Raw genomic sequence first — 17,179 nt, 5'->3', positions numbered from 1 at the left:
TACCCACGTCCCCTGGATTGTCATGAGCTGCACAAGATGGTGGGACGAGGATCACCGCTGCCGCATGCCGCGTCAATACTTCGAGGTAACTTCCCGGGGGAGTCGGCCTTTCACTCCACCAGCCCGGCCTTCTCGCAGGCGGCGCGCAGCCTCGAGGGGCAGATCTGGTTCACCGTGTACACGCCGTCCTTGACGAGGGCCTGTTCGATGTTGCCGACCGTCACCGCGCGCGGGGTGAGGAGGACGGCGGGAATGTTCCGGGTGGTGGGGCTGTCGAACGTCGTCGTGGCGATGTCGCGGACGTCCTCGCCGCGGCCCAGCGCCACGGCCATGGCGGCGGCCGCGTCCGCTTCCTCGTCGAACGGCTTGTACACCGTCATGTACTGCTCGCCCTTGACGATGCGCCGCACGGCCGCCAGGTCGGCGTCCTGTCCGGTGACGGGGGGCAGAACCCGGACGCGGGCGCTCTTGAGAGCGGAGATGACACCCGCGGCGATGTCGTCGTTGGCCGCCAGCACGCCGTCGATCCGGTTCGGGCCCAGCGCGGCGATGGCCGCGGACATGTTGGTGTGGGCGTTCTCCGTGCTCCAGTTCAGGGTGTCGTACGACCTGCTGATGTTCACCCGGTCCGTGAGGACGGAGAGCGCGCCCCTGCGGAACCAGGCCGCGTTGGCGCTGATCGGATCGCCGTTCATCATGACGACGTCCCTGCCTCTCCCCCTCTCCCCCACGGCCTTCAGGAGCGCCTCGCCCTGGAGCCGGCCGACCTGTGCGCCGTCGAAGCTGACGTAACCCGAGATCGGGCCCTCGGCGAGCCGGTCGTAGGCGACGACCGGGACGCCCTCCTTGCGGGCCTCCTGGATCGAGGAGCGCAGCGCCCGGGCGTCGGCGGCGCCGAGGATCAGGACCTTGACCCCCTTGGTGATCATGGAGACGATCTGCTGCCGCTGCCTCGCCGCGTCGCCGTCGGCGTTGGCGTACTCCAGGCTGCAGCTGGGACAGATCTCCTTCACCCGCTTCTCGATCAGCGGCTTGTCCGATTTCTCCCAGCGGGGGGTGGCCCGGTTGGGGAGCAGCAGGCCGACGGTGAAGCCGTCCGAGCCCTCCCCTCCGCCCTCTCCGCCGCAGGCGGCCGTCGACATCGTCAGCAGCCCCGCGACGAGCACCGCGAGCCCCTGCCACACACGGGACCTCATGGCAGATTCCAGCCTTCCCTCCGGGGCCCGGCTTCCGCCGGAGCCGGCTCGGGCTGCGGCACGAGGATCTCGCTCCACACCTGCTTGCCGCCGGCCACCGGCACCGTGCCGAAGGACTCCGCCATCGCCTCGACCAGGAGCAGGCCCCGGCCGCCGGTGGACTCCCAGTCCACGATCACCGGCTTGGCGGGCGCCCGCGGCGAGGAGTCGCTCACGCTGACCCGCACGCGGTCCCCGCGCAGCACCAGATCGACACGGACCGGGCCCTGGGTGTGCACCAGGGCGTTGGTGACCAGTTCGGACACGACCAACAGCACCGCGTCGGACGCCTCCTCGACCTTCCACCTGCGCAGGGTGCGCGAGGTGAAGCGGCGGGCGTGCATCACGGCGTCGGGCAGCCGCCACACCGCCCAGCCGGCCCGTATCGGCCGGCTCTCCATGCCGTCGTAGCGCAGCAGCAGCAGGGCCACGTCGTCCTCACGACGGTCGAGCTCGCCGAGCAGTTCGTCGGCCATCCGCCCGGGATCCGCCGGATCGGCCGCGGCGAGCGCGGCACGCGTGCGGTCCATGCCCTCGTCCAGGGGCAGGTCGGCGGCCTCGACCAGGCCGTCGGTGACCAGGGCGAGCACCGTGCCGGGGGCCAGGGCGACGGCGGTCATGGGGAACTCCGCCTCCGCGAGGATGCCCAGCGGGGGCCCGCCCTCGACCTGCACCTCCTCGGTGGCGCCGTCCGGATGGCGGACCAGCGGTGCGAGGTGCCCGGCCCGGACGAACAGGGTGTTGCCCTCCTCCAGGTCCAGTTCGACGTAGCAGCACGTGGCGAACAGGTCGGTCTCCATACCGACGAGGAGACGGTTGGCGTGCGAGACGACCACGTCGGGCGGGTGGCCCTCCACCGCGTACGCCCTGACCGCCGTACGCATCTGACCCATGATCGTGGCCGCTCCGGCGCTGTGCCCCTGCACGTCACCGATGACCAGCGCCACCCGGTCCTCGGAGAGCGCGATCACGTCGTACCAGTCGCCACCCACCTGCAGGCCCCGCCGGGCGGGCAGATAGCGGGCGACGGCCGTCCCGCCGGGCAGCTCTGGAAGGCGTCGGGGCAGCAGGCTGCGCTGGAGCATCGTGGCGAGTTCCTGCTCGGCGTCGTGCGCGTGCGCCCGCTGGAGGGCCTCCCCGACCAGTGCCGCGGTGGCGGTCAGCAGGGACCGCTCCTCGGGGACGAACTCGTGCGGCTGGTCCCAGCCGACCAGGCACACACCGGCGGTCCTGCCCTTGGCGGGAAGCGGCAGGACGGCCAGGCCCCCGCTGCCGATGCCCGCGAGGCCGGACTCGAGGACCGTACCGGCGGGCCACAGGTCCATCCGTCCGTCCCGCAGCGCCATCTGGAGCGTGGGCAGGCCGCTGACCGACGCGTCGGGCCACTCCGAACGCCACTCGGAACGCCAGATCTCCGGCCAGGCCTCGGGCTGCGGCGGGTCCAGCACGGTGACCATGAGCCGGTCGTCCTGCAGCTCGGCCAGCGCCACGCGGTCGGCGCCCAGCGGCTCGCGCAGCGCGGTGACCACGACCCGGCTGACGTCACTGACGGTGGCGGCGTCGTCGAGCGCGGCGGTCAGCCACTGGATCCTGGACACGTCGTCGGCGCTGCGGCGCAGGACCGAGGTCGCCGTCACCACGCCCAGCACCTGCTCCGGCCGGTCGTCGGTGCCCGTCGCGACCCGGCAGCTCAGGCTCAGCCAGCGCATCTCGCCGGTGGGGCGGCGGACCCGGAACTCCAGCTCGCGCCTGCCGAACGCCTGGGGGGACGGCTCCAGCACTGACATCAGCGCGTGCATGTCCTCCGGGAGGGCGTGCGCGAGGAGGGTGTCGGCCTTGCCGTCGAAGTCGTCCGGCGTGATGCCGACCAGGTCGAGCAGGGTCTCGTCCGCCTCGATGAGGCCGGTGTCGGGCACCAGGACGAAGGAGCCGACGCGCAGGCTGCGCAGCGCCGGACTCAGCAACGGCGGCTCCGCGGGCCGGCCGTTGGGGTGGAGCAGGTCGGCGACCGCGTCGGCGTACCGCTCCAAAAAGCCCCGCTGCTCGGCTTCGAAGCCGCTCGTGGAGGCACCCATGACGACGAGGCAGCCCAGCCGTTCGCCCTCCCGGCCGAGGGGCAGCGCACCGAGTGAGACGTCCCCTCGGGCCGGCGTCGGCCCGCCCTCGGAGTAGGAGGCGAGCGTCGCGGGGTTCAGCCACACGGGCCGGTCGGCGCGGGAGGCGTGCGCCGCGGGCGAGTCACCGGACAGCTGCAGCTTGGCCGGCAGCCCGTACTCGGCGGTGGCGGATCCCAGGGTTTCCGCCAGCAGGAGCTCGGCGTCACCGGCGTCGGGCACGTAGAGCGCCGCCAGCGCGACTCCGGCGAACGTCAGGGCCCGGTCACTCACGGCGGCCTCTTGCGCCGGGGGCGGTGAACCGGTGTCCACAACTCCCGCCTCGGATACTCGCGACTGCGAGACTCCGGCCCGGGCAGGGCCGTCATGAGGCATGTCCGCAACCTACCTCCCGTCCATGCCGCAGGTGCCGACAGGATGAGATCGGGGCACCCACACACCAGAATCGCATAAACGGGCCAACCGGACAGAACTACTCGAATCCATGATGGGCTTCGGCTCTCTCGGTGGCCGGAGGTGCTGGGCTCGCAGATCACCGTGGCCGGTGTCAGACTGACGACGTGGTCGACGCGTGGCACGGTGAGGAGGCCCGAAGGCGCCATGCTCGATGCGGGAGCCGACTGTATCGGGCGGGTCGGGCGAAGGCCCCACCCCGCCGGGGCGGGCGACGCCGCGCCGCGACCGACTGAGCCGCAGCCGCGTGTGCGGGCAGGGATGTGGACCGTCACCGCGAGCGCCCTCACGCGGCCTCACACCCGGCCCGGCCGACCCGGCCTCGCAGCCCCGGTACCGCGATGCGCGCGTGCCGTCTCCCCACCCGTGCACCGCGTCGGCGGACAAGGGAGGTCCCGCACATGAAGGCCTGCATCCGGGACGCGGCCCTCGCCATGGCCGCGGTCTCGACGGCGGTCGCTCTCGCGGCCTGCGGGGCGAGCGGCGGGAACGACTCCGTCGGAGGGGACCCGCCGACGATCGGTCTGCTGCTGCCGGACGCCACCACGGCCCGCTGGGAGACACAGGACAGGCCCCTGCTCGAGAAGGAGATCGAGAAGCTGTGCGCCGACTGCGCGGTCGAGCACGCCAACGCCAAGAACGACGTGGCCATCCAGCAGGAACAGATGGACTCGATGATCACCAAGGGCCTCGACGCCATCGTGCTCGTGGCCGTGGACGCCCGCTCGCTCGGCCCCGCCGTCAGGAAGGCGGACCAGGCGGGCATCCCGGTCATCGCCTACGACCGCCTCGCCGAGGGCCCGATCGCGGGCTATGTCTCGTTCGACGGCGAGGAGGTCGGCAAGCTCCAGGGCGGGGCGCTGCTGAAGGCCATGGGCGCCGACGCGGACAGTGGGGACGACCGGCAGATCGTCATGATGAACGGCGATCCCAGCGACCCCAACGCGGTGTCGTTCAAGAAGGGCGCGTTGTCCGTGCTCCAGGGGAAGGTGAAGATCGGGAAGGCCTACGACACGCTTCAGTGGAGGACGGAGAATGCGAACACGAACATGTCCGGCGCCATCTCCGCCCTCGGTGTCGGCAACATCCACGGGGTCTACGCCGCCAACGACGGCCTCGCCGCCGGCAGCATCTCGGCCCTCAGGGCGAACAAGGTCAGCCCGCTGCCTCCGGTCACCGGGCAGGACGCCGAACTGGGAGCGTTGCGGCGCATCATCGGCGGCGACCAGTACATGACCGTCTACAAGCCCTTCGCCCCCGAGGCGGCCGGCGGCGCCGCCCTGGCCGTGGCCGCGGCCCGCGGCGAGAACCTCGACCGGGTCGCCGACGACAAGGTGACGGCCGACGACGGGAAGGTGGTCCCGGCCGCCATGCTCAGCCCGGTGTCCGTGACCGTCGACACCATCAAGGACACCGTGGTGAAGGACGGCGTGTACACGGTCCAGCAGATCTGCACCCCCCAACTCCAGGCCGCCTGCGCCAAGGCCGGGCTGACGTGACAGGGCGGTCCCGGCCGCTCCGGGGCCCGGGAAGGAGATGGTTCCGTGCCGAGTCCCCCCTTGTTGGCGCTGCGCGGCGTGTGCAAGCGCTTCGGCGTCGTCGACGTCCTGACGGACATAGAGCTGGAGATCCACGCCGGCCAGGTCGTCGCGCTGCTGGGTGACAACGGGGCCGGCAAGTCCACCCTGGTCAAGGTGATCTCCGGGGTCACGCCCGCGGACAGGGGCGTGATCGAGTGGGAGGGCCGGCCGGTCCCCATCAGGCGTCCCCACGACGCGCGCGATCTCGGCATCGCCACCGTCTACCAGGACCTCGCGCTGTGCGGGAACCTCGATGTCGTCGGCAACCTGTTCCTCGGGCGGGAGATCCGCCGGTTCGGGTTCCTCGACGAGGTGGAGATGGAGCGCAGCTCCCTGGACCTGCTGAAACGGCTCACCAGGGGCGTCCCCGACCTGCGCGCCCCGGTCGTCTCGCTCTCCGGCGGTCAGCGGCAGACGGTCGCCATCGCCCGTTCGCTGCTCGGAGAGCCGCGGGTCCTCCTTCTGGACGAGCCGACCGCGTCCTTGGGCATCGAGCAGACCGGTGAGGTCCTCGACCTCGTCGACCGGCTGCGCGACCGCGGCCTGGGCGTCCTGCTCATCAGCCACAACATGGGCGACGTCAAGGCCCTCGCGGACCGGGCCGCCGTGCTGCGGCTCGGCCGCAACAACGGCTTCTTCGACGTGAACACCGCGTCCCAGGAACAGATCATCTCCTCCATCACCGGCGCCACGCAGAACGTGCCCCGCCGGATGGTCCCCCGGGAGGCGGGTTGGTGAAAGGGAAGCGCTTCGCCCGGGCCGTGGAGGGCTGGGTCGCCGTCTTCCGGCGCAAGCTGAGCGCCGGTGAGCTGGGCTCCCTCCCCGTCGTCCTCGTCCTCGCCGCCATCTGGATCGTCTTCCAGTCCCTCAACCCGAACTTCCTGTCGCCCCGCAACCTGTCCAATCTCAGCGTGGACATCGTGGGCACGGGGCTCATCGCCGTCGGCATCGTCTTCGTGCTGCTGCTGGGCGAGCTCGACCTGTCGGTCGGCTCGATCAGCGGACTCGCCGCGGCGATCTTCGCGGTGCTGAACGTGAACAACGGCGTGCCGGAATGGCTGGCCCTCATCGTCGCGGTGCTCGCGGGAACCGTGGCGGGAACCGTCCAGGGCTACTCCTTCGCCAGAACCAGGGTGCCGGCGTTCGTCGTCACCCTCGCGGGGCTGCTCACCTGGAACGGCCTCATGCTGTCCATCCTCGGCACCAGCGGCACCGTCAACCTCGACGAGAACGGCCTGATCGCCAAGCTGACCAGTCACTACTTCACCAACGACGTGGCCGCGTACGGCGTGGCGACGGTCGGCGCGGGCCTGGTGTTCCTCGTGTCGTACCAGGACCGGAGGCGCCGCCGGGCCGTCGGCATGCCGCACCGCTCGCTGCGGAGCATCGTGGTGCGCACGGGGGTCCTCGCGGGGATCGCGTTCGCCGCCGCGTACGTGCTCAACCGCTTCCAGGGGTTGCCGCTTGCCCTTCTGATCTTCCTCGTGGTGGTGGCCGGCCTCGACATCCTGCTGCGCCGTACGCACTACGGACGGCAGGTCTACGCCCTCGGCGGCGGCGTGGAGGCGGCCCGGCGCGCCAGCCTCAGCGTGACGCGGGTGCAGACGGCGGTGCTCGCGATCTCGGGCACCATGGCCGCGGTCGGCGGCCTGTTCCTGGCGTCGCGCATCACCTCGGTGAGCCAGAGTTCGGGTTCGGGCGTGCTGCTGCTCAACGCCATCGCGGCAGCCGTCATCGGCGGTACCAGCCTGTTCGGGGGACGCGGCACCACCTGGTCGGCGGTACTCGGCATGCTGGTCATCCAGTCGATCGCGTCGGGCATGGCGATCACGGACACCCCCGCCGCCGTCCAGTTCATGATCACGGGAGGGGTGCTCTTCGCCGCGGTGGTCATCGACTCGCTGTCGCGCCGCTCGCAGGAGGCGCACGGGCGGGCGTGACGGACGCGTCTCGGCGGCGAGGTGGCCTGTTCCGGGTGGCCCGGGCGATGACCTCGCCGTCCCGGGGACCGCCCTGCGGTCCCCGGGACGTTCGGCGAAGCGAGCCTCAGACCAGTGGCCGGAGGGCGGCGGTGAGAGCGAAGCCCGTGCATCCCATCAGGGTGGTCAGGACCGTCCAGGTGCGCAGACCGGAGGCCACGTCGAGGCCGGCCAGCTTGGTGAACATCCAGTAGCCGGCGTCGTTGATGTGCGAGAGGGCGAGGGCGCCCGCGCCCATGGCGAGGGCCACCAGTGACAGCTGACCTGTGGACAGGTCGGCCCGCTGCAACAGGGGGGTGAGAATGCCGGCGCTCGTGATGAGGGCCACGGTCGCGGACCCCTGGGCCGCGCGCAGCGCGAGCGAGGTCAGGAAGGCCAGCAGCAGGACGGGGAAGCCGGTGCGCTCCAGGACGTCGGCGATGGCGTCGCCGATGCCGCCGGCGACCAGCACCTTACCGAAGACACCGCCCGCCCCGGCGACCAGGATGACCATGGCGACGGGCGGCAGCGCGGAGCCCATGACCTCGGCGATACGCGCCCGGTCCCAGCCCCGGCGGGCGCCCAGGAAGTAGCCGCACAGGGCGACGTCGATGAGCAGGGCCACCATCGGGGCGCCGAGCACGGTGAGCACGGCGCGGAGGGTGGAGCCCTCGGCGAGGGCGTTCTGGCCGATCGTGCCGAGCAGGATGAGGAGGATCGGTGTGACGATCAGCGTGAGGACCATGCCGAAGGAGGGCGCCGGGACGTCGGTGTCGGAGGTGACGGGTCTGGCCAGGACGGCGGTGGCCCGTCCTTCGCCCTCGGGTGTGCCGGGGCCGGAGGGAGTCGCGTCGGTGTCGGTGCCGGACGCGCCCGGCGGCGAGGTCTCCTCGGAGTCGGGGGTGCCGTAGACCTCGGCGTGCAGCGCGGGGTCCATCGGGTACGCGCGTCGGGTGATGCGGCGGGACGCGAGGTAGCCCAGCAGGACCACCACCACGGTGACCGGGATGCCCATCAGCAGGACCAGGCCCTGGCTCGCGCCGATCGCCTCGGCGACCGCGCCGGGGTGCGGGGGCAGGAAGGCGTGCACGGTGAGCATCGCGGCACCCATCGGCAGCGCGTAGACCAGCAGCGGCTTGCGGGAGGCGCGGGCGACGCCGTACGCGATCGGCATCAGGATGATCAGGCCGACCTCGAAGTGGTCCACCGGTCCGGCGGGTTGACGTAGGTGCCGCGGCCGCGCACCACCCGGACGTCGTTCTGCGCACGCAGCTGCTTGACCGCCTCGCGCACCGTCAGCCTGCTGATCCCGCCCATCGCCGACAGCTCGCCCTCGGGCGGGAGGGCGGAGTCCGGCGGGTACTGGCCGTCGATGATCGCGGTGAGCAACTGCACCCCGGACCGAAGAACTCCTGTCGCTTCGAGGAGCGGGAGCGCGCCCGGGGTCCGGCCGGACCCCGGGCGGCAGCTCGGTGCCTCAGTGCCTCAGGTTCGCGCCGACCGCGGCTGCGACGACGCGGTCCCGCTCGGCGCGGGTGAACAGTCCCTCGGACAGCCATCCGTCGGCGAGGGTGCGCACCGCCCGCACGAAACTGCCGGAGGTCGTGAACGGGGCCTGCTGCCACAGCACGTCGAGGAAGGTCGCACCGTCGGCGCGGGCGCGGTTCGGTACGCCCGAGTCGGCCGTGCCGAACACGACGACGGGTTCGGCACGCTTGAAGTAGGCGTGGTAGCGGGTGTCGTCGGCGATGTGGAAGGGGGCGAGGGTCAGCCCGTGCGTGGTGAAGTGCAGCGGGCGGCCCTCGGGGCGGATCACGTCGGCGAGATCGCCCCGGAGCGTGAAGTCCTTGTAGAAGGAGAACGTACGGAACCCCGCTTCCGGGCTCCGCGCGACCAGCAGGACCGGACCGAAGAACACCGACTGGACGGTGGGATCGTCCAGGGCCCTCTCGATGCGCAGGCGGTACGGAGCGGAGATCCTCACCCGGTCACCGCGCCGCCAGTTCCTGCTCAGGGTGAGGTAGCTGCCGGGCACCGCCTCGACGCGCTGCCGGACCCCGTTGACGGTGACGGTGAAGCCTCCCGTGGCCCAGGACGGCACCCGCAGTCTCAGGTCGAGCTGCCCTCCGCCCTCGCGGAACGTCAGGGTGCGCACCCCCTCGGCCGGGTAGTCGCTCGTCTGCTCGATGACGAAGCCCCGCTCCGGCCAGCGCAGCGTCGAGGCGAGGTAGAGGTTGACGTACAGCGCGGTGCCGTCGGCGGAGCGGAAGTACACCGAGTCCTGGTACTTGGTGTGGTTCTCCATGCCGGTGCCGCCGCAGCAGGTGCCGGTGTTGTCGTACTCGCGCACGACACCCGGACCCATGCCGACGAAGTAGGTGACCTCCGGGCTGGTCGTGCTGGGGGCGTCCCGGCGGGAGGCGAGGATGTGGTTGGTCAGGCCCCGCTCGTAGTAGTCCATGTACGCGGGATCCGGCTCGTGGAAGAACAGCTGCCGGCTCAGCTTGAGCATGTTGTACGTCGCGCAGGTCTCGGCGTTCTTGTCGTCCAGAGTGGCCACGATGGCCCCCCGGGCCCGGAACATCTCGCCCTGGCCCGTGCCGCCGTGGCTGTACATCCGAGGGTCGACGACCATCCCCCAGAAGTTGCGGGCCGCGGCGGCGTACCGCTCCTCCCCCGTGTGGTCGAACAGCCGCACATAGCCGGTGAACTGGGGGATGTGCTGGTTGGCGTGCCGGCCGCTCAGGATGTCGCGGTCCTCGGCGCAGGCGTCCAGCAGCGCGGTGTTGTCGAAGCAGCGGGCGGCCGCGAGGTGCTCCTGCCTGCCGGTGAGGGCGTACAGGTCCGCCATCACCTCGTTCATCCCGCCGTACTCACCCGCGATGTAGATCGACCACATGCGTTCCAGCTGTGCCTTCGGCAGACCGCCGAGCCGGCTGTGCACCCAGTCGCCCATCTTCGAGGCGATGGTCAGGGCCTGCGCGTTCCCGCCCAGGGTGTGCGCGTCGAGGAGACCGCGCATGATCTTGTGGCAGGTGTAGTACGGCGCCCAGACGGTGGGGTACGTCGTGTAGCTCTCCAGCAGGATGAACTGGGTCTCCGGGTACGCCGCCAGGAAGCCGGGGTGGCTCGGTTTCGGCGAGCCGTGCGCCGCCAGGGCCTGCTGGCACTCGCCGAGCGCGCCGACCAGGTAGTCGAGCTTGGTCTTGAGCGCGGCCTCCCTGGTGTCGGCGTACGCCTGGGCGATCAGGGTGAGGAAGTGGCCGCCGAAGTGGCCGCGCAGGTTGCCGTCGGAGGTCTCCCAGCCGCCGGGCGGCCGGGCACCGCGGGTGTCGAGTCCGGCGTTGGCCCGGAAGACGGCCAGGATGCGGTCGGCCGGGTAGGACCTGGCGTAGTCGAGCATCAGGTCGCGCTTGCGGCGGAACACGCCGTCGCCCAGGGTCACTTGGTCGAGGGCGAAGGGGCGTACGGCCCAGGTGGGCGGCGGGGCGGGTGCCGCCGACGGGGTGGCCGCCGGCGAGGCCGGGGCGGCATGGGCCGGGGTGGCCGCGTGTACGAGGGGTACGGCGGCCGCCGTACCGGCTGCGAGACTCAACAGACGGCGGCGGGTGGGGGGTTGGGACATGCTCGGTCTCCGATCGTCGGTCGTCGGCGGGCATGGGCGGTCATGGGCCGTCATGGGGCGACCTCATGAAGGGGCGGTCACGGTGACGGTGGCCGTGGCCCGGTACGTGGTGCCCGCCACAGTTCCCTTCACCTCGAAGGTCCCCGGGCCCGCGTACCGGTCCGGATCCACCGGGTCCCAGGTCACGGGGACGCCGCTGTCCTTCGAGCCGTCGTTGTAGGTGGCGACGACGGTCGCCGGAAGCGTGGGCGCCCGGCCGGCCCGGGTGGTGATCCGCTCCTCCGCGAGGCTGGTGATCTCGACCGCGTCGGTCTGGCGCACCCACACGGTCGCGGTGACGGGCTGCGCGGTCCGGTCGGCGAGCCCGGTGATCCGTACGCTGGTGCCGCCCTCGGCGACCTGCTCCTCGGTGAGGGCGGGCCAGGCCACGGGCGAGCGTGCCGTGGAGCCGTCCGAGTACACCAGCGTCACCTCACCGGGCAGTTCGGGGATCTTGCCGCGCGGGGTGGGGACGTGGACCTCGCGCACGGCCTCCGGCGTCTCGGCGTACACCTTCCACTCCTGCACACCGAGGGCCAGGTTGGGATGCCCGGTCAGCCGGGCGCGCAGGGCGGTCGTGGTGACGGGCGTGAAGGTGGTCCGGTTGTAGCGGTCCTCCTCGGTGCCGTAGCCGCTGGGCGAGGCGACCTCGCGCCAGGTGTCTCCGTCGCGGTACTCGATGACCCAGGAGGCCGGCACTCCGACGCCGTCGTCCGCGCCCGGCTGGGCGTCGCGGAAGAAGTACAGGTCGGAGCCGTCCACGCGGACGGGGTCGTCCCACGTGTACTGGACCCACTGGGTGCCCTTCTGGGGCCAGCTGCCCCAGCGCGGTGCGTCGGAGGACGAGGCGGGTTCGCGGCCGTCGTTGATCGCGGCGACCGACTCCCAGCCCGAGGTGTAGGACGCCGTGGGTGTCGCGGACTGGGCCACGTTGACCTGCCCGTCGGAGAGCCCTTCCGCCTCGACCACGACCTTCTTCGACGACTGCGACGTGCCGTCGGTGGCGGTGAGTTCGAGGGTGTAGGTGCCCGCCTTGGTGAAGCGGGCGACGGTGGTCGGGGCGTTCGGGGTGTCGAGGATGACGGTGCCGTCCGCCGGGCCGTCCACCGCCCTCCAGGAGGAGGTGAGCTTCCGCTCCGGGAGCCCGTCGTCCTCGACGATCCCCGTGAGCCTGACCTGGCCGGGGCGGCTGAATGTGGTGTCCCGCCACGCCTCGACGTACGGCGCGTGGTTGCGGGCCGCCGGGAGCCGGACGCCGGTGGCGAACGCCTGGATCTCCTTCAGTCCGCTGGAGTGCCCGTCCCGGTGGCGCATCAGCACCCGCAGCTTCTGCGTGGTCACCTTGCGGAAGCGCACCTCGTTGAGGTTGGCCCTCGGATTCACCGGTGACTTGACCGGTCCGGCCACGTCCTTCCACCGCCCGCCGCCATCCTGGTACTGCACGGTGTAGAGGGCGGGCTCGGCGTACCCGCCCGGCCGTTTGTCGCTGTAGAAGTAGAGCCGGACGTCGTCGACCCTCCGTGGCCGCCCGAGGTCGATCTCGTACCAGTCCTCGGCGTTGCCCGACCCGCGCGCGCCCCAGTAGGGCTCGTTGACGGTGAAGCCGTCGACGGCGCCGGCCACGCCTCTCCCCTGGGCCTCGTAGGAGGCGCGGGCGGTGGCGCCGGCGGCGAGGTTCTCCTCCGCCGCACCGGTCAGGTCCCGGCCCGCCTTGGCGAAGAGGTCGGTGACCCGGTCCTTCGGGCCGTACTCGACGTCCTGCGGCTCGGCAACTTCCGTACGCAGACCGGTCGTTCGGGCCTTGGCCCCTCCCCCGTCGGGGAAGGTGACCTTGCGGGTGACGGGGTCGTAGACGAGGTGGGTGAGGCGGTCGGCGGTGAGGGCGAGCTTCCCGTCGAGGTAGAGGGAGTACCCCTCGGGGACCCGCTTGCCGTACGGCCGTTTCCCGTCGCCGGGCTGGTCCCACAGCACGGCCACGTCGGTGCCGCGGTAGTTGATGTCGGTGACGGCGAAGTGTGACCAGTCGACGTCGATCGGCCACAGCTCGATCTTCCGGTCGTCGCGCGGCCGGAAGCCCATCGCGTCCTCGATCACGGTCCAGTTGGTGGTGCCGAGGATGGTGTGGTGGATCCAGGAGCGGTAGCCGATCTTCTGCGGGTCGGCGCTGCCGTCGGACCAGAACTCGTTCTGGTCGGGCCACCGGTTGTCACCGTCGACGTAGTGGGACCAGGCGTTCCAGGACAGCAGCTTCTTGTACCAGGTGTTGTCGATGTACTTGTTCGGATACTTCCGCAGCACCGAGGAGAGGAAGCGGAAGGTGACGGTGGAGTTGATGACGGAGAAGTTGTTGCTGCCCGGATGCCCCTGCTCCGCCGCCTCCGCCTTGTCGGCCTGGTTCGCCGTGAAGAACGGGAAGACCGGGTACTGCTTGTCGTCGGCCCACAGCCGCAGGGCTTCCAGGTACTGCGGGTCCTCGTCCGCCGTGGGCATCAGGCCCACGCTGTACGGGTAGTAGTTGTTGATCTCCTTCCAGGGCACCAGGGTGTCGCTGGCCACGTGCCGGTGCTTGAGCAGCTTGTCCTTCGGATCCCACAGGTACTTCAGGACGCCGTCCTTCACCCGCTCGGCGATCCCGCGCATCTCGTCGGCCTTGGCGGTCTCGCCGAGCACGTCGTACGCGCGGGCCGCCGCCGTGGCGTTGCTGTAGACGTACGCCGACTCGGCGCGGTCCATGTTCCCCGGCTTCCAGTCGAACGACACCGCGTCGGCGTCGTTGCCGGTCATCGCGCCCCAGTCGTACTCGATCAGCCCGTTGCCGTCGTGGTCGTAGTTCTCCAGCTGGCCGCGGACGTCCTTCTCCGCGTACCGGGCGAGGTTGCGCGCGATGCCGTCGGGGCCGCCGTGCACCTGGTAGGAGCGCCAGGCCGCCTCGGAGATGTACTGGGTGTAGCTGTTGGACCAGTTCTCCGGGTCGCCGGGGTTGTCGGTGTACTTGCCGTTCTTCGACACCTCTCCGGCCGACACCCACGGGCCGTACGAATAGCTCGGGTCGCGCAGGTACTTGAGGTCGTCGACGAACATGCCGACCGTCAGCGCGATGGCGTTGTTGTAGCCGAGGACGCCCTCCATGGAGGTGGGGAACTGGTAGTCGTTGCCCGGGATGTCGGCGTCGAGGAAGTTGTAACGCAGCAGCCACCAGCGGTAGTAGAGCGTCTTCTCGATGTTGTCGTCGGGGACGTCGAGGTAGGGCAGGTTCTCCCCCCACCAACGGTTGTACGTCTGCACGTGGTTGCGGAACGCGGCGGCCGGACTCGCGGTGCGCACGGCGGCGTACTCCGTGCGCGAGCGGGCGATCTCCTCGGTGACGAAGCCGAGTTGGACCTTGGTGGTGAGGGTGCGGCCCGCGGGCACGGTGAGGGTGCGCGTCAGGGCCTCACCCCCGGGGCTCTCGGGGACGAAACCGTCGCCGCTGAACCGCGGGAAGACCGTGGTGAGGTTGTTCTTCGCGGCGACCGCGCCGGTGAGTTCACGGCCTTCGGCGTTCGTGGTGTACGGGGACGAGGCCCGCAGCGTGATCGCGCGGCGCGCGGAACCGCTGTTGGTGAGCGCCAGGTTCGTCACGGCCACGTTGGCGTCGGTGATGAACTTGGTCTGCGTGACCTTCAGGCCGGTGGCCTCATGGGTGAACTCGCTGCGCCAGTAACTGGGGGTCTGGGTGCGGGCGTCGGTGTCCTCGCGGAGCGTCAGGTCCTGGCCGTCCACGGACAGGTTCACCGTGTACGCCGACCGGTTGTCGATGCTCTCCCAGTACGCGACCTTGCCGGCGAACCCGAGCCGGGAGGGCTCGTGCTCCTTCATGAACACCGCCCGGCCCCGCGTGAACAGCCAGTCCCCCGACGGGTCCTCGCCCTTGCGGGCCAGCATGCGGTCCATCCAGAAGTCGGTGCCGTCGCCCGCCTTCCGGTCGGCCTCGTACTGGGCGCGCAGGGTGCGGTGGGTGGTGAAGCCGGCCGGTAGTTCCGGCACCGGGTGCGCGGAGCCGGAGTAGACCGGGTAGCCGATGTCCGCGTTGTCCGCCGTGGCGGGCGAGGCGGCGGCGAGTGAGGCCAGCAGCCCCAGGGCCAGCGCTCCGGCCAGGGTTGTGCGGTGGTGCCGTCTTCTCCACGGTCCGTACATGACTACCTCCCGGGAGGCGTTGTCGTCGGCAGCCACACCCGCATCGTCGAGGGGCCGCGGTTCGCCCAGGAGTGGTAGGGCACCAGGACGATCCCGGTGCGTTCGGCGGCGGGTGCGGAGGCGTCGTCGAGCGGCCGGTACGGCCATGCGGCGTCCGGCGCCGGCTCCGGTGCGGCCAGTTCACCGGGCACGACAACGGTGTCGTCCGGCCCGTCCTGCGGCTCGGCGGACGGATCCACCCGTACGGCGTCGACCTCGCGCCCGTCGGGCAGGTCCACGGACTCGGCGCAATAGACCAGCGGCCCCCGCTGGACGGCCAGCGTGCCGCGCACCGCGTCGACACGCGGATCGGCGCCGGTCCAGCGCGGGGCCACGGGCAGTTCGAGCCGGATCTCGTCGCCGGGCCGGAAGACCCGGGTGACCTCGGCCGTGCCCGGCTCGACGGCTCGGTGTACGCCGTCCGGGTCGACCAGCCACGCGGTGGCGCCCTGTGTCCACGAGGGGACGCGCAGGGACAGGGTCCACGGGTGGTCCGGGGACCGGCCGATCCGCACGGTCACAGCCCCGCCTGACGGGTAGTCGGTGCGAACCCGCAGCGCGAGGCCGTGGCCTCCGGCGAGGGTGGTGGCGATCTCCGCGTCGGCGTACTGGTGCAGCTGGATGCCGTCGTCGTCCGCCGTCGCAAGGTATGCGGGCAGCTGGGCCAGCGTCCGCGCCACGTTGGTGGGGCAGCAGGACACCGCGAACCAGGGGGCGCGCAGGCTCGACTCGGCGCGCGGGCTGTCGGCGTCCAGCGGGGCTGCGGTGCCTCGGCGGCGCCGATGGAGGGTGTTGGCGTAGAAGAAGGCCCGGCCGTCGTCGGAAGGGGAGGTCGCGACCACGTTGAACAGGGTGCGTTCGGCGAGGTCGGCGTAGCGCGGGTCGCCGGTGGCGAGCAGCAGCCGCCAGCTGAGCATCACGGAGGCGACGCCGGCGCAGGTCTCCGAGTAGGCGCGGTCGGGCGGCAGCACGAAGTCGTCGCCGAAGGACTCGTCCCGGTGGTGCGAGCCCATGCCGCCGGTCAGGTAGGTGCGGCGGGCGACCGCGGCCTCCCACTGCCGTACGACCGCGGCGAGCAGGTCCTCGTCGCCGGTCTCCACGGCCACGTCGACGGCTCCGGCCGCGAGGTAGAGGGCGCGGACGGCGTGGCCGCGCAGCACCGTGGCCTCGCGGACGGGCATGTCGTCCTGGAAGTAGGCGCGGCCGAACTCGATGTCGGCGAGCGTGCGGTGTCCGCGCCGGTCGACAAAGAGCGCGGCCTGGTCGAGGTAGCGCTGCTCCCCCGTCGCCCTGGCCAGTTCGACCAGGGCCGTCTCGATCTCGGGGTGTCCGCACACGCCCTCGATGCCGCCCGCGCCGAAGGTGGCGCAGACGTGGTCGGCGGCCCGGCGGGCGATCTTCGCCAGCTCGCCCTCGCCGCGGGCGCGCGTCTGGGCCACGCCCGCCTGGATCAGGTGCCCGTAGCAGTACAGCTCGTGGCCCCATTCGAGGTCGCTGTAGCGGGGCTGCTGTCCGGGGCGGCCGAAGGCGGTGTTCAGATAGCCGTCGGGTTCCTGGGCGGGGGCGATGGTCTCGGTCAGTGCGGCGATCTGCGCGTCGAGCGCCGTGTCGGCTCCGGACCCGGCGGCCCAGGCCATGGCTTCGAGCAGCTTGTAGACGTCGGAGTCGGCGAACTCGCGGCCGCGCCGGTCCCGGTGGATGCGGCCCTCGACGGCGGCGGGGAAGTTGCCGATCCAGCCGACGCGTTCCATCCAGTGCCGGCAGTGGTCGAGTGTGGCGGTCGCGTTGACCTGCCGACGCCGGTCCCAGAAGCCCCCGGTGATCCTGACCTCGTCGAGTCCGAGCGGCCGCAGCCGTCCCCGGCTCGGCGCGACCGGCAGGACGGATGACCGCGCCGTGTTCTCCCTCACCAGTTCATGCCTTCGGTACGTCCCTTCAGTCATCTGTGTGTGTCGGCGGG

10 protein-coding genes are annotated in these 17,179 nt (G+C 71.4%); 3 read left to right on the top strand and 7 right to left on the bottom strand.

Features of this window, described 5'->3' with window-relative positions; translation table 11 throughout:
- Positions 1 to 110: 110 nt before the first annotated feature.
- Positions 111 to 1,196: a sugar ABC transporter substrate-binding protein gene (locus ACFYWX_RS30660; protein ID WP_389427576.1), complete on the bottom strand. Its 1,086-nt coding sequence runs from the start codon at positions 1,194 to 1,196 to the stop codon at positions 111 to 113.
- Complete coding sequence (locus tag ACFYWX_RS30655) at positions 1,193 to 3,724, bottom strand: SpoIIE family protein phosphatase (protein ID WP_389427574.1); 2,532 nt, start codon at positions 3,722 to 3,724, stop codon at positions 1,193 to 1,195. The genes ACFYWX_RS30660 and ACFYWX_RS30655 overlap by 4 nt, the downstream gene beginning before the upstream one ends.
- 479 nt (positions 3,725 to 4,203) lie before the next feature.
- On the opposite strand from ACFYWX_RS30655, the gene ACFYWX_RS30650 reads away from it, so the two are divergent.
- Genes ACFYWX_RS30650 through ACFYWX_RS30640 form a run of 3 tightly spaced genes read left to right on the top strand, consistent with a single transcriptional unit; the run spans position 4,204 to position 7,322 of the window.
- Positions 4,204 to 5,301, top strand: coding sequence for a substrate-binding domain-containing protein (locus ACFYWX_RS30650; protein WP_389427572.1), 1,098 nt, complete (start codon positions 4,204 to 4,206; stop codon positions 5,299 to 5,301).
- A gap of 45 nt (positions 5,302 to 5,346) precedes the next feature.
- A complete protein-coding gene (locus tag ACFYWX_RS30645; protein WP_389427570.1) occupies positions 5,347 to 6,120 on the top strand; it encodes an ATP-binding cassette domain-containing protein in 774 nt (257 codons plus the stop codon).
- Positions 6,114 to 7,322 (top strand): sugar ABC transporter permease, encoded by a 1,209-nt coding sequence (locus ACFYWX_RS30640; RefSeq protein ID WP_389427568.1) that lies wholly within the window; start codon positions 6,114 to 6,116, stop codon positions 7,320 to 7,322. Before ACFYWX_RS30645 ends, ACFYWX_RS30640 begins: the two co-directional genes overlap by 7 nt.
- 106 nt (positions 7,323 to 7,428) lie before the next feature.
- Here ACFYWX_RS30640 and ACFYWX_RS30635 read toward each other — a convergent pair whose 3' ends face one another.
- The 5 genes from ACFYWX_RS30635 to ACFYWX_RS30615 all read right to left on the bottom strand — a co-directional run bounded on the left by ACFYWX_RS30635 (position 7,429) and on the right by ACFYWX_RS30615 (position 17,162).
- Entirely contained in the window at positions 7,429 to 8,547 is a 1,119-nt protein-coding gene (locus ACFYWX_RS30635; RefSeq protein ID WP_389427566.1) for a transporter, read from the bottom strand.
- Positions 8,523 to 8,735: a FadR/GntR family transcriptional regulator gene (locus ACFYWX_RS30630; protein WP_389427564.1), complete on the bottom strand. Its 213-nt coding sequence runs from the start codon at positions 8,733 to 8,735 to the stop codon at positions 8,523 to 8,525. Before ACFYWX_RS30630 ends, ACFYWX_RS30635 begins: the two co-directional genes overlap by 25 nt.
- A gap of 82 nt (positions 8,736 to 8,817) precedes the next feature.
- Positions 8,818 to 10,965 (bottom strand): glycoside hydrolase family 127 protein, encoded by a 2,148-nt coding sequence (locus ACFYWX_RS30625; protein ID WP_389427562.1) that lies wholly within the window; start codon positions 10,963 to 10,965, stop codon positions 8,818 to 8,820.
- A 63-nt stretch (positions 10,966 to 11,028) separates the two neighbouring features.
- The gene (locus ACFYWX_RS30620; RefSeq protein WP_389427560.1) at positions 11,029 to 15,216 is read right to left on the bottom strand and encodes an Ig-like domain-containing protein; all 4,188 of its coding nucleotides are present in this window, start codon (positions 15,214 to 15,216) and stop codon (positions 11,029 to 11,031) included.
- Positions 15,183 to 17,162: a glycoside hydrolase family 127 protein gene (locus ACFYWX_RS30615; RefSeq protein ID WP_389427558.1), complete on the bottom strand. Its 1,980-nt coding sequence runs from the start codon at positions 17,160 to 17,162 to the stop codon at positions 15,183 to 15,185. The genes ACFYWX_RS30620 and ACFYWX_RS30615 overlap by 34 nt, the downstream gene beginning before the upstream one ends.
- Positions 17,163 to 17,179 lie beyond the last annotated feature (17 nt).

The organism is Streptomyces sp. NPDC002888, assembly GCF_042888465.1.
GTDB lineage: Bacteria > Actinomycetota > Actinomycetes > Streptomycetales > Streptomycetaceae > Streptomyces.
The sequence above is the reverse complement of the archived record's forward strand: the minus strand, read 5'-3'. Positions and strand labels throughout refer to the sequence as shown.